The 12,407-nt window shown below is 69.2% G+C and carries 16 protein-coding genes; 9 read left to right on the forward strand and 7 right to left on the reverse strand.

What is annotated here, in order from left to right:
- The first annotated feature begins 29 nt into the window (after positions 1-29).
- On the forward strand, positions 30-1,346 hold the full coding sequence (locus G6N58_RS15010) for an aspartate aminotransferase family protein (protein ID WP_232067871.1): 1,317 nt from the start codon (positions 30-32) through the stop codon (positions 1,344-1,346).
- Here G6N58_RS15010 and G6N58_RS15015 read toward each other — a convergent pair.
- Together G6N58_RS15015 and G6N58_RS15020 are read right to left on the reverse strand one after the other, a co-directional pair.
- Positions 1,336-2,361: a sensor histidine kinase gene (locus tag G6N58_RS15015; RefSeq protein WP_068915439.1), complete on the reverse strand. Its 1,026-nt coding sequence runs from the start codon at positions 2,359-2,361 to the stop codon at positions 1,336-1,338. The genes G6N58_RS15010 and G6N58_RS15015 overlap by 11 nt on opposite strands.
- Positions 2,348-3,061, reverse strand: a complete 714-nt coding sequence (locus G6N58_RS15020) for a response regulator transcription factor (RefSeq protein ID WP_232067872.1) — start codon at positions 3,059-3,061, stop codon at positions 2,348-2,350. Before G6N58_RS15020 ends, G6N58_RS15015 begins: the two co-directional genes overlap by 14 nt.
- A 109-nt stretch (positions 3,062-3,170) precedes the next feature.
- Here G6N58_RS15020 and G6N58_RS15025 point away from each other — a divergent pair, with 109 nt between their 5' ends.
- From G6N58_RS15025 to G6N58_RS15045, 5 genes are read left to right on the forward strand one after another with little or no spacing between them, the layout of a single operon-like run.
- Positions 3,171-3,824 (forward strand): glycosyltransferase family 2 protein, encoded by a 654-nt coding sequence (locus G6N58_RS15025; RefSeq protein ID WP_115278176.1) that lies wholly within the window; start codon positions 3,171-3,173, stop codon positions 3,822-3,824.
- Positions 3,821-4,474 (forward strand): TIGR04282 family arsenosugar biosynthesis glycosyltransferase, encoded by a 654-nt coding sequence (locus tag G6N58_RS15030; RefSeq protein WP_115278175.1) that lies wholly within the window; start codon positions 3,821-3,823, stop codon positions 4,472-4,474. Before G6N58_RS15025 ends, G6N58_RS15030 begins: the two co-directional genes overlap by 4 nt.
- A 1-nt stretch (position 4,475) precedes the next feature.
- Positions 4,476-5,111 carry a methyltransferase domain-containing protein gene (locus tag G6N58_RS15035; protein ID WP_068915443.1) on the forward strand — a complete coding sequence of 212 codons (636 nt, stop codon included), beginning with the start codon at positions 4,476-4,478 and terminating at the stop codon, positions 5,109-5,111.
- A gap of 45 nt (positions 5,112-5,156) precedes the next feature.
- Complete coding sequence (locus tag G6N58_RS15040) at positions 5,157-6,251, forward strand: molybdopterin-dependent oxidoreductase (protein WP_115281496.1); 1,095 nt, start codon at positions 5,157-5,159, stop codon at positions 6,249-6,251.
- Positions 6,248-6,739 (forward strand): hypothetical protein, encoded by a 492-nt coding sequence (locus G6N58_RS15045; protein ID WP_115278174.1) that lies wholly within the window; start codon positions 6,248-6,250, stop codon positions 6,737-6,739. Before G6N58_RS15040 ends, G6N58_RS15045 begins: the two co-directional genes overlap by 4 nt.
- Here G6N58_RS15045 and G6N58_RS15050 read toward each other — a convergent pair.
- Complete coding sequence (locus G6N58_RS15050; protein ID WP_115281497.1) at positions 6,665-8,008, reverse strand: hypothetical protein; 1,344 nt, start codon at positions 8,006-8,008, stop codon at positions 6,665-6,667. The genes G6N58_RS15045 and G6N58_RS15050 overlap by 75 nt on opposite strands.
- Before the next feature lie 73 nt (positions 8,009-8,081).
- Between G6N58_RS15050 and G6N58_RS15055 the strand changes: the two genes are divergently transcribed.
- Entirely contained in the window at positions 8,082-8,738 is a 657-nt protein-coding gene (locus tag G6N58_RS15055; protein WP_115278173.1) for an AzlC family ABC transporter permease, read from the forward strand.
- Complete coding sequence (locus tag G6N58_RS15060; protein WP_115278172.1) at positions 8,731-9,057, forward strand: branched-chain amino acid transport AzlD family protein; 327 nt, start codon at positions 8,731-8,733, stop codon at positions 9,055-9,057. Before G6N58_RS15055 ends, G6N58_RS15060 begins: the two co-directional genes overlap by 8 nt.
- Here G6N58_RS15060 and G6N58_RS15065 read toward each other — a convergent pair.
- Positions 9,050-9,832 (reverse strand): sigma factor-like helix-turn-helix DNA-binding protein, encoded by a 783-nt coding sequence (locus tag G6N58_RS15065; RefSeq protein ID WP_115278171.1) that lies wholly within the window; start codon positions 9,830-9,832, stop codon positions 9,050-9,052. The genes G6N58_RS15060 and G6N58_RS15065 overlap by 8 nt on opposite strands.
- A gap of 67 nt (positions 9,833-9,899) precedes the next feature.
- On the opposite strand from G6N58_RS15065, the gene G6N58_RS15070 reads away from it, so the two are divergent.
- Entirely contained in the window at positions 9,900-10,268 is a 369-nt protein-coding gene (locus G6N58_RS15070) for a DoxX family protein (protein ID WP_068915448.1), read from the forward strand.
- Here the strand turns inward: G6N58_RS15070 and G6N58_RS15075 are convergent.
- From G6N58_RS15075 to G6N58_RS15085, 3 genes are read right to left on the reverse strand one after another with little or no spacing between them, the layout of a single operon-like run.
- On the reverse strand, positions 10,234-10,854 hold the full coding sequence (locus G6N58_RS15075) for a pyridoxamine 5'-phosphate oxidase family protein (protein WP_115281495.1): 621 nt from the start codon (positions 10,852-10,854) through the stop codon (positions 10,234-10,236). The two genes, G6N58_RS15070 and G6N58_RS15075, sit on opposite strands and share 35 nt — an antisense overlap.
- A 15-nt stretch (positions 10,855-10,869) precedes the next feature.
- Positions 10,870-11,955, reverse strand: a complete 1,086-nt coding sequence (gene menE / locus G6N58_RS15080; RefSeq protein ID WP_435406193.1) for an o-succinylbenzoate--CoA ligase — start codon at positions 11,953-11,955, stop codon at positions 10,870-10,872.
- 38 nt (positions 11,956-11,993) lie between these two features.
- Complete coding sequence (locus G6N58_RS15085) at positions 11,994-12,287, reverse strand: DUF3349 domain-containing protein (protein ID WP_068915449.1); 294 nt, start codon at positions 12,285-12,287, stop codon at positions 11,994-11,996.
- Positions 12,288-12,407 lie beyond the last annotated feature (120 nt).

Genomic DNA, 12,407 nt, shown 5'->3' on the forward strand with positions numbered 1-12,407 from the left:
GCGCGATTGGTGGCATCGTTGACGGTGTTATGACGAGCACCTTCTCCAACATCATGGACTCCAACAGCTACTCGGCGGGCCCTGGGGACGCCGAACCGCTGATCAGCGCGCGGGAGAAGATGCTCGGACCGGCCTACCGGTTGTTCTACGAGCGGCCGGTGCATCTGGTGCGGGGGCACGGCACCTACCTGTTCGACGCCGACGGGCAGCGTTACCTCGACGCCTACAACAACGTCGCGAGCGTGGGGCACTGCCACCCGCACGTGGTGGACGCGGTGACCCGGCAACTCTCGACGCTGAACACCCACACCCGGTACCTGCACGAGGCCATCGTCGACTACTCGGAGCGGCTGCTGACCACGCTGCCGTTCGAGGTCGACCAGGTGATGTACGGCTGCACCGGCTCGGAGGTCAATGACCTGGCGCTCCGAGTCGCTGAAATGCACACCGGCGCAACGGGTGTGATCGTCACCACAGATGCCTATCACGGCAACACCGCGGCCGTCACCGCCATCTCGCCGTCCCTGGGCGGGGCCACCGCGCTGGGGGCGCACGTGCGCACGGTCGCCCCGCCGGACAGCTACCGGGTGCCCAAAGACCGGTTGGCGCAGGCGTTTGCCGCCGACGTGGCCGCAGCGGCCGACGAACTGGTGCAGGCCGGCTACGGGGTGTCCTGTCTGATCGTCGACACCCTGTTCTCCTCTGATGGCATCTACACCGAAGCCGACGTGCTCGGTCCCGCCGTGGCCGCCATCCGGTCGCGGGGCGGCGTGTTCATCGCCGATGAGGTGCAACCCGGCTTCGGTCGCACCGGCAACGCCATGTGGGGATTTCAGCGCCACGGTGTGGTGCCCGATCTGCTCACCACGGGCAAACCGATGGGTAACGGGATGCCGGTCGCGGCCATGGCGGCCCGCTCCGACGTGCTCAAGTCGTTCGCGGTGGGCGTGCCGTACTTCAACACCTTCGGCGGCAATCCCGTCTCGATGGCGGCTGCCGCCGCGGTGCTCGATGTCATCGAAAACGAGCGGCTGATGGTCAATGCCGCGAACACCGGCGCGCTGCTGCACCGGGAACTGACCCGGATCGCACAGGATCAGCCCGGTGTGGGCGACGTGCGGGGCGCCGGCCTCTATCTCGGGGTGGAGATGGTCACCGATGCGGACACCAAGGCTCCCGACCGGGCCGGCGCGCGGCGTCTGGTCAACCGGCTGCGGGAGCGGCGGGTACTGCTGTCGGTCTGCGGCCATGACGGCAATGTCCTGAAAATCCGTCCGCCGCTGGTGTTTTCACCGGCAGACGTGGATTGGTTGTGCGCGGAGTTCGAGGCGGCGCTCATTCCCTAGCGAGCGGCAGCCGCACCTCGAAGCGTGCGCCGCCGTCGAGATTGTGCGCTGACAGGGTGCCGTGGTGGGCCTGCACCAGGCCGGCGGCGATGGCCAGTCCCAGGCCCGATCCGCTCGGCAACGTCGAATCCCCGCGCGGCACGCGGCCGTTGGAACCGCGGTAGGCGACGTCGAACACCCTGGCCAGGTCGGCCTCGTCGATGCCGACGCCGGTGTCGTCCACCCGCGCCCAGGCGCCGTCGCCGTCGCGGCCCAGTTGCAGCGTCACGGTGCCGCCGGCGGGAGTGTGGGCGATCGCATTGGCCACCAGATTGGACAGCACCCGCACCAGCGCCCGGTCGCTGCCCACCACCCGCAGCGGTGCTCCGGCCACGTCGGAGTGCAGAGCCACCCCGGCCCGTTCGGCGGTGATGCGGTGGGCGGCCACCACGTCGTCGACCACTTCGTCGAGAGCCACGAGGGCATCGGAGGTGGTGACGGCGCCGGCGTTGATCTTCGACATCTCGAACAGGTCGTCGACCATCGCCGAGAGACGGATGGATTCCTGCTCGATGTGCTTGGCATGCTCGCGAACTTCGTGGTCGCTGACCACCCCGTCGGCGATGGCCTCGGAGACCGCGCGGATGCCGGCCAGCGGGGTGCGCAGGTCATGGCTGACGAACGCCACCAGCTTGCGGCGGGACTGCTCGGCAGCACGCTCGGCGTCGCGCACCTCCTGCTCCCACACGGTGCGGCGGGCCTGATACCGGCCGAGTGTCACCGCCGCGGGAACCGTCACCACCGACACCACGATCAACACCACGACGATCTGGCTGAAGGTGTCGTCGAGCATGAAACGGCTGGCACCCAGCACGCCGGTGAAGGTGGCGACCACCGGGATCAGCACCAGCACCACCATGCTCGCCGCCAGCGACAACGTGCGGGCCAACCGGATGATCAGCCCGCCCAGCACCACCACGGGTCCAGAACAGGCCAGGGCGAGCAGCACGATCTCGATCAGCTCAACTGGCTGCATGCGGTACCTGTTCCTCGGCTCCGCGCCACAGGTAGCCGCGGCCCCACACGGTCTGCACCCGATGCTCGGGGCCCAGCTTGGACCTCAGGCGCTTGACGTGCACGGTCACGGTGGACAGGTCGCCGTAGTCCCAGTGCCAGACCTGCTGCAGCAACTGCTCGCGGGTGAACACGGTGTCGGAGTGGGTGAGGAAGAACATCAGCAGATCGAACTCGCGGTTGGTCAGGCCGACGGGTCTGCCGTCGACCTCGACGGTGCGCGCCGCCGAGGACACTGTGAGGCCCCCGACCGTGATGTCCACCGGCAGCACCCCCAGGGGGGCGGGCGACCGCCGCAGTACCGAGCGCACCCGCAGGGTCAACTCCCGCGGGCTGAACGGCTTGACCACATAATCGTCGGCGCCGGCCTCCAGGCCGGCGATGCGATCGTCTTCCTCGCCGAGGGCGGTCAGCAGGATCACCGGGACGCTGAAATCACCTGCCCTGCGCAGGTTGCGGCACAGGCTCAGGCCGTCCTGCCCGGGCATCATCACATCCAGCACCGCGACGTCGATCCGGTCGGTGCCCAGCATGCGAAGGGCGTCGGTGCCGTTGTCGGTCACCAGGACTTCCAGCCCGTCCCGTTCGAGGTATCGGCGCACCACGTCGCGGACGACAACATCGTCGTCGGCGATCAGGACGCGCGCCGCCGCTGCACCCAAGAAGCCTTCTCCTCTACATCCGAAACGCATCTACCTGCGATGACGTAATTCATTCGTCACCGAGTGCACCTCGGATGGGTGGCAATCGCGAATGCTAACGTCGGAGCCCATGCCCAACTGTCCGGTCACAGTGGTGCTGCCCTGCCTCAACGAGGCGGAATCCCTGCCGGGGGTACTGGCGGCCATCCCGACCGGATATCAAGCGCTGGTGGTCGACAACAACAGCACCGATGGCACGGCCGACGTCGCCCGGGCCCACGGCGCGCGGGTGGTCACCGAGCGGGTGCCCGGTTACGGAGCAGCAGTTCATGCCGGGGTAGTGGCCGCCGACACCGAGATCGTTACGGTGATCGACGCCGACGGGTCGCTGGATCCGGCAGATCTGCCACGGCTGGTCGCCGCGCTCGGCAATGCCGACATGGTGACGGGGCGGCGGCGAGCGGTTCCCGGACTGCGCTGGCCGTGGCACGCGAGGCTGGGCACCGCGGCGGTGTGTTTCCGGTTGCGCCGCAGGTACGGACTCGACATCCATGACATCGCGCCGATGCGGGCTGCCCGCCGGGATGCGCTGCTGGATTTGAGGATTGAAGACCGGCGTTCCGGGTATCCACTGGAATTGCTTGTGCGCGCCGCGGCGGCGGGGTGGACAGTGATAGAACTGGACGTCGACTATGGCCCCCGCACCGGTGGAACGTCGAAGGTCAGTGGTTCTGTTCGGGGGAGCATGCACGCCGCGGTCGACTTCTGGAGGGCCCTTACATGACGTCGGAGTTGCCGTGTTGCCTGTTGGTGGTGGCCAAGGCGCCGGTGCCGGGGCTGGCCAAGACCCGGTTGGCGGCCTCGATCGGATCTGAGGCCGCCGCCGATGTTGCCGCCGCGGCGCTGTTGGACACCCTGGATGCGGTGCTCGCCACGCCTGTAACGCAGCGGGTGGTGGCGTTCACCGGGGATCTGACGGCCGCGGCACGCGCCGCTGAACTGGCCGAACGGCTGCGCTCCTTCCGGGTGGTGGAGCAGCGCGGCGACGACTTCGCGCAGCGACTGCGGGCGGCGCACCAGGACTCCGACACCGGTCTTCCGGTGCTGCAGATCGGGATGGACACCCCCCAGGTCACCGCGCAGCTGTTGGAATCGTGTGCCCGCTTGTTGCTCGACCACGACGCGGCGCTGGGTCTGGCCGGCGACGGCGGCTGGTGGGCGCTCGGTGTGCAGAATGCGGCGATGGCCGCGTTCCTGGCCGACGTCCCGATGTCCCGATCCGACACGGGCGCACAGACTTTGGCGGGATTGCGGGCGACGGGTGCCGACGTCGTCTTGCTGCCCGAACTCGACGATGTGGACGAATTGCACGACGTCGCCGCGGTACGCGCAGCCTGTTCACCGTCCAGCCGCTTTGCGGCAGTGGGGATCTGAGATGTTCGGCAACCTCTATGAGCGGGCGCTGACCGGTGAGCGCTGCTGGATCCGCCACGATGACGGCACCGTCGACGTCCTGCCGGTGCAGACCTGGCTGGGCGGCAGGCAGGCCTCGCGCGCCGAAGCGCACTTCGACGCGACGGTGCTGGCCATGTGTGACGGCCCGACCATCGACCTGGGTTGTGGGCCGGGGCGACTGGTGGCCAGCCTGGCCCAGCGCGGCATCCCCGCGCTCGGCGTGGACCTGTCCGCAACGGCCATCGGGTTGGCGCGCAGCAGCGGCGCGCCGGCATTGCGCCGCGACCTCTTCGACCCGTTGCCGGGCACCGGCCGCTGGCACAACGTGTTGCTCGCCGACGGCAATGTCGGGCTGGGCGGTGACCCCTGGCGGGTGCTGCGCCGTTCGGCGGAGCTGCTGCGTCACGGCGGACACTGCCTGGCCGAGTTCGATCCCAAGGCGGCCGGCGTCAAAGTCGACTGGATCAGGTTGGAGACCCGCACCACCGTCGGGCCGTGGTTCCGGTGGGCGTGGGTGGGGGTCGATGTGGCTGCCGACCTGGCCGCTGACGTGGGGTTGACCGTCGACGGTATCCACACCATCGGTGACCGGGTGGTCGCCGCGCTGGCTGCCTGAGATGACGGCCTGTAACGCTTCGCCTCGGGAATGACACTGCACGGTATGAACACTGTGCGCGGCCCCGCCATCACCGCCCGGGTGGGGCGGTGGCTGGGAATCTGTGTGGGCGTCTGCTTCGTGACCGGCCTGCTCAGTCACCTCATCCAGCATCCGCAACCGTGGTTCGTCTGGCCGGCCGGCCCGGTGTGGCTCTACCGGCTGACGCAGGGTCTGCACGTGGCCACCGGAATCGCGGCCATCCCGCTGCTGATCGTCAAGCTGTGGTCGGTATGGCCGAAGCTGTTCGAGCGGCCGTTGTTCCGCTCGCCGCTGCACCTGCTGGAGCGTGGGTCCATCCTGGTGCTCGTCGCCTCGATGATCTTCCAGACGGTGACCGGGCTGATGAACATCGCGCAGTGGTATGCGTTCGGGTTCTATTTCCCTGTCGTGCATTACGCGATGTCCTACGTTCTTGTCGGTTCGGTCCTGTTGCACATCGCGGTCAAGATCCCGGTCATCCGGGCGGCGCTGGCGCAGCCGGTGGACTACGAGCTGGAGCCCGGCGCGATCTCCCGGCGCACCGTGCTGCACGGCACCTGGCTGGCCGCAGGTGTGGCAACGGTGGCCACCGTGGGGCAGACGGTGCCGTGGTTGAGCCGTGTCTCCGTGTTGGCTCCGCGCACCGGTGACGGCCCACAGGGCTTGGCGGTCAACCGCTCTGGCGCCGAGGCGGGGGTGCTGCAATCCGCTCGGGCGCCGGAGTATCGGCTGACGGTCACCAACGGCGACACCAGCCGCACCTTCACCGTCGAGCAACTGGGTGCCCTGCCCCAGACCACCCGCCGGTTGCCCATCGCGTGTGTGGAGGGCTGGAGTCGCAACGCCGAGTGGACCGGCGTGGTGCTGGGGGAGCTGCTGGCCGCCGTGGGCGCAGCCGGCGACCGCGATGTCAGGATGGTCTCCCTCGAGCCGCCGGGGCCGTATTCGCGGACCGTGCTGCCCTCGCGCCACGCCCGCGACGACCAGACCCTGATCGCGCTGCGGCTCAACGGCGAGGTGCTCGACATCGACCACGGTTATCCGTGCCGGCTGATCGCCCCGTCGAGACCTGGTGTGCTGCAGACCAAGTGGCTCAGCCGCATCGAGGTGGTGGCATGAGGATCGCTCTGGGCGTGCTGGGAGTGGCGGCCATGGGTTACGGGGCACTGCTGCTGTTGGACAATCCGTGGCCCATTCTGCTGCGCATAGCGATCTGGGCGGCGGCCGGAGTGCTGCTGCACGACTTCGTGTTCGCGCCGTTGGTGGCCGCGTTCGGCTTCGCGGGCCGGCGCCTGCTGCCGCGGGCATGGTGGGCGCCGCTGGGGGTGGCCGGATTGGTCAGCGTGGTGCTGGTGGCGCTGGCCGTGCCGGTGTTCGACCGCCCCGGCGCGCGGCCCACCAATCCCACGGTGCTGGACCGGGATTACCCGCTGGGACTGTGGCTCGCCCTCGGCCTCACCTGGCTCGTCACCCTGCTGTTCCTGGGATTTCGGCGCGCTCGCAACCGCTCAGCGGTTACCAGCGCGCCCAAATCACCAGTTGGTGAGGATGAGGTGGTTGAGGGCCAGGGCGCCGACGACGTTGGCCGCCAGCCACCAGCGCCGTGACGCCAGCGGCAGCAGTGCCGGTGCGGCGGTCAGCCACACCATGAAACCGAGCCAGATGCGTTCGGTCTCGGCCTTGCTCAGCATGCTCATGTCGGCGCACACGATGGCCAGCAGCGCCGCCAGCACCAGCAGGTGAATCCCTGAGCGCGCCTTGACCGCCGACCAGGAGAACGCCCGCGACACCCCGGCCACACTGCCCAGGCCGATCGCGCACACGGTGGAGGCGAAGTTGGCCCAGCCCCAGTACTGGAACGGCCGGTCCAGCGCGATGCCCTGCCAGTAGCGGGCCTGCACCGCGTGGTAGCCGTCGAACCACCAGAAGCCCGCGGCGTAGAACACCCCGACCACCACCAGCGCCGCCACGGCAGCGATCCCCAGCACCGCCAGCGCGCGGCGCAACGAGGGCGCACAGATCAACACCGCGACCGCAACCAGACCGATCAGCCCCAGGCCGTAGTTCAGGAAGATCGCCCAGCCCAGCAGCAGTCCGGCGGGCACCGCGAACCACACCGACCGGCGCACCGCCAGCGCCAGCAGCGCGATGCCCCACGCGGCGACCCCGGCGAAGTAGCCGTCGGCCGACACCGCGATCCAGATGGCCGTCGGCGCCACCGCCACGAACGGCGCGGCGGCGCGGGCCGGTTCCTCACCCGAGAGTGCCTTGATCGCCACCAGAATCGCCGCGGCGGCGGAGGCGCCGATCACCACGCAGAAGGCTCCCGCCCAGGCGCCGCCACCGAGACCGATGCGGTCCAGCCACACGAACGTCAGCAGCGCCCCCGGGGGATGGCCCGAGACGTGCGTCATCCAGGAATCCGGCTGGAAGTCGATGATGCGGTCGGCGAAAGACCGCACGGCATAGGGGATGTCGTCGACGGTCGGGACCTGGCGCAGATACTCGTGCGTCGCGGTCAGCCGGCCGGCGAAGCCGCGCTGCCAGCCGTCGATCATGGCCAACGAGAACGCCCAGGCGGCCGAGACCGCCCACGTCGCCCACAGCAGCGTGCGCCAGCCCAACCGCGCGGCCACCGACTGTCCCCAGATCACCGCGGCCAGGCCGATCAGGATGGCCGGGACGGTGCCCCAGCCGACGTGGGCGTCCCACCAGCCGAAGATCGGGGCGGCGCCGGCGAACGCCTCGAAGCGTTCCGCGTCGGCATTGATCAGCGGGGTGACGATGCCCAGGTCGAGTTTCGGTACCAGGAAGGCCGCAACCACCAGTACCACCGCCAGACCCACGACGACGAACTCGCGGCGACCGGTCTTCACACTCACCCACCCTAGGTGCCGGGTCGGGGACCCGGCCTGACGATTCGGTGACCGCGTGCCGCAGACTGTCCGGATGCGGCAGGTGCTGGCGCTGTCGGCGCCGATCGGTCTGGCGTTCATTCCACTCGGTATGGCGCTGGGATTCGTGGTGGTGCACGCCGGTCTGGACTGGTGGTGGGCCCCGACCTTCGCCGCGGTGATCTACGCCGGGTCGCTGGAGTTCCTGATGGTGCCGTTGGTGGCGGCGGCCGCGCCGGTGGCGACTGTGGCGCTCACCACGCTGGTGGTCAACGCCCGGCACGTCTTCTATGCGCTGTCCTTCCCGCTGCACCGGGTGCGGGGGATCGGCGGTAAGCTCTACAGCACCTACACGCTGTCCGACGAGGCCTACGCCGTCGGCGTGAGCCCGGAGGCGCAGCACTGGGGCAGCAGGTCGATCCTGCTGATGCAGCTGTGCTTCCAGCTGTTGTGGGTCACCGGCGCGACGCTCGGTGGTCTGGTGGGAGAAGCACTGCCGATCGAACGGCTCAAAGGTCTGGACTTCGCGCTGACCGCGTTGTTCATCGTCTTGGCCATCGACGCCTACCGGCAGCGTCCCGATCGCGTGACCGCTCTCAGCGCCGCCGGGTGCGCAATCCTGGCCTGGGTGCTGGTGCCAGGGCAGCTGCTGGTGTGCGCCTTCGCGGCGTTCACCGCCGTGCTGCTGCTGCGGAAGCGGCGCGGTGCCTGACAACGGTTACATCGCGCTGCTGGTTCTGGTCAGTGCCGCGGTGACGTGGATGCTGCGGGCGTTGCCGTTCGCCGTCCTGGCGCCCATGCGGCACAGCAGCGTGGTGCGGTATCTCAGTGTGCACATGCCCGTCGGCGTCATGGTGATGCTGGCGGTCTACACGGTGCACGGCGCTGCCCGCCAGACACCGGCGGAGGTGGGGTGGCTGGCGGTCGGGGTGGCGGTGACCGCCGGCCTGCACCTGTGGCGGGGTCAGGCGCTGCTGAGCATCGCGGTCGGCACGGCCACCTACGTCACGCTGTTGACGGCCTTCACCTGACAGCCCGGATATCGATCCCGGTGATCCCACCGACCCCGAACGTCAGCCGGATCCGGATGCGGACTCGCCCCTCTGCGGTCAGCACGATCACCGGTGCGCCGTCGAACTCCACCACCGCACCCGCGCGCGCCCGCTCGGCGAAGAAGTGGGTCTCCTCGGCCACCTCACCCGCCCCGCGAACCTCGGTGCGCACGCCGGACGGCACCAGGATGGTGTCCACCCGTCGCACCACACCGGGGGCCAACACCTGCAGCAACCCGAGGATGTCGCCGTCGCGAGACGCCGCCAGAAACGCCTCGGCCAGCGCGCGGTCAGCCGGTCCCGCCTGCGCGCCCCGCACGGCCCGGCGGGCGCGGCTGGCCAGCTGCTTGGCGGCCGCGGGGGTGGTGCCGATGGCGGCGGCGATGTCGGCGAAGGGGAACCCGAACACATCGTGCAGGACAAAGGCCACCCGCTGACCCGGCGACAACAGGTCCATCAGCAGCGGTAGTGCGGATGCGACATCTCCGGCGACGTCATCGCGGCGGTCGTCCCAGCTGAGCGACTCATCGAGCGGCACGTGAAAGCGCCGCTGCCGCAACATGTCCAGGCACACACGGGCCACCAGCGTGGTCAGCCAGCCGGGCACGTTGTCGATCGAACCCAGATCGGCCCCGGCCGCTTTGAGCCAGGACTGCTGCACCGCGTCCTCGGCGTCGTGGACCGAGCCCAGGATCCGGCGGGCGACTGCGGTCAGATGCCCTCGGTTCTCTTCGAATACGGCTGTGAGCTGCACTGTGTCACCTCTTCGACTACTCGGACGTCAACAGGTCAGCACACCGGCGAACCGTCCGAGGAGAACCGTGACAACTCTAACCCTGGTGATCACCGTGGTGACCGCCGTCGCGAACATCGGCATCGCCGTAGCGGACCTGGCCCGCGCCCCGTTCGTCCTGGCCAACTCGGCCGAGGTCGGTGTCGCGGCGAGCTGGATCCCGCCGCTGGCGCTGTGCAAGGCCGCCGGTGGGGTGGGCCTGCTCGTCGGACTGGTGGGCCCACCGCAGATAGGACTGGCTGCCGCAACAGGTTTGGTGCTCTTCTTTCTGGGTGCAGTGGCGATTCACGTCAAGACCCGGGTGCTGCACAACCTGGCGTTTCCGCTGGCGTACCTGGCGCTGGCCGTAACGACACTGGTCCTCAGTACAGCTCGGTTCGCATACTTTCCTCGCTGAACCGTTCCTCCAGTTCGGCCAGGCTCAGCCCGGCGTCCATCGCTTTGACCATCTGCGCCACGCTGGGCAGCGCATCAGGGCGCCAGGTATCGGGTTTCCACGTATCCGAGCGCAGAAAGGCCTTGGCGCAGTGGAAGAACACCTCTTCGATGGCGATCTGCAGGGCCAGGATGGGGCGCTTGCCCGCCACCATCATGGCGTCGAAGTAGTCGGCGTCGGCCACCACCGTGGCCGCGCCGTTGATGCGCAGGGTGTCACCACGGCCCGGAACCACGAACAGCGTTCCGGCCCGGGGACGTTGCAGGACATTGAGGTACCCGTCGACCCGCTTGTTGCCGGGACGCTCGGGGATCGCGATGGTGCTGTCATCGATGACGTGGACGAACCCGGGCGGGTCGCCCTTGGGCGAGACGTCGATGTTGCCGTCGGCGTCGGTGGTGGCCACAAAACCCAGCGGCGAGCGGGCCAGCCAGTCGCGATGGATCGGGGCCAGCGTGGGACTGACCTTCTCTTTGACCAGCTTGTGGGGTTCGCCGACGATGGCGCGGAGTTCTTCGACCGTGCTGACTGTGCGCATGGCCTCCATCATGCTCGGTGACGGTCAGCTGAAGCGGGCTACCAATGCGCGCCGGTCCAGCTTGCCGATCCCGCGACGGGGCAGTTCGTCGAGCAGGTGCAGTTCGCGGGGCGCGGCGGTGGGGTCCAGCGACTGTACGACGTGCGCTTTCAGGTCGGCCAAGGTGGGAGCGGCGCCGGCGGCCACCACGGCCGCCACCACCCGCTGTCCCAGCCGGTCGTCGGGCAGCCCGAAGACTGCGGCGTCGGCCACCGCGGGATGGGTCAGCAGCACGGCTTCGACCGGCTGCGGCAACACCTTGAGGCCGCCGGTGGTGATGGCCTCGTCGATACGGCCGACGACCCGCAGCACGCCGTCCTCCAGCACACCCGCGTCGTCGGTGCGGAACCAGCCGGGTTCGGCGAACGGGTTGTCGTCGGGAATGTTGCGGTAACCCTTGGCCAGCGTCGGCCCGCCCAGGATCACCCGGCCGTCGTCGATTCTGACGAGTACACCGTCCAGGGGCACGCCGTCGTAGACGCAGCCGCCCGAGGTCTCGCTCGAGCCGTAAGTGCGCACCACCACAATCCCTGCCGCAGCGGCATTGTCGAGCACCTGCGCCGGGGCGGGACCGCCGCCGAGCAACACGGCATCCAGCGCTGCCAACGCTTCGGTGGGCGCCGGATCGGTCAGCGCCTTGGCCAGTTGCGGCGCCACCAGCGAGGTGTAGCGCCGCCCGGTTCCCATCGCGGCCACGGCTGCCGGCAACGCGGAGACATCGAACCCCCGCGAGACGTCCAGTTCCACCGGGGTGGTCCCGGCCAGCACGCTGCGGATCACCACCTGCAGCCCGGCGACGTGATAGGCGGGCAGCGCCAGCAGCCAGGTGCCCGGACCACCGAGGCGGGTGTGGGTGGCGCGTGCACTGGCCGTCAGCGCCGCACCCGTCAGCAGTGCGCCTTTCGGAACACCCGTGGTGCCGGAGGTGCCGACGACGAACGCGACGTCGTCGTCGATCTCGTGGCCGGCCCGCAGCGCGGTGCGCAGCAATTCCGACTGGCGGGCATCGGCGGCGGGAACCGGCAACATCGCGGCGCCACCGGTCAGGGCCTGCTCGACGACGGGGATCAGCGCGACACCGGTGGTGACGTCGACCGCACGCAGGATGCTCACGGCAGATCGCGCGGATCGTCCAGAGGCCACCCCTTGGCGGCCAACCGCTCCCGAACCCGCTCGATGTCACCGGGCGAGGGGAGTTCGTCGGTGCGCCGGATGATCTCGGCGCCGATGTCGGCGTCGTCGATGTCGGGTCGGTTCAGCAGTTCGCGGGCCACCTGCTTGACCTCGTCGTGGCTCAACCGCCCGGACAGCAAGGCGAACAGCGGTTGGTAATCGGTGGCGGGCACGCCCTCGGGGTAACCCGCGCGCAGCCACGAGACGATGGCGCTGAGAAACCGGTTCACGTCTCCACTGTCCCCTCTGCGGCGCTCGGCTGCCGACCAGAGGCTACCCGCACGGGTGTGATCTACCAACGATCGGCGTGGCTCGGGTGAACGGGGCATGAACGTCACCTGGGAGTATGT

It is taken from the genome of Mycolicibacterium tokaiense (genome assembly GCF_010725885.1).
Lineage (GTDB): Bacteria > Actinomycetota > Actinomycetes > Mycobacteriales > Mycobacteriaceae > Mycobacterium > Mycobacterium tokaiense.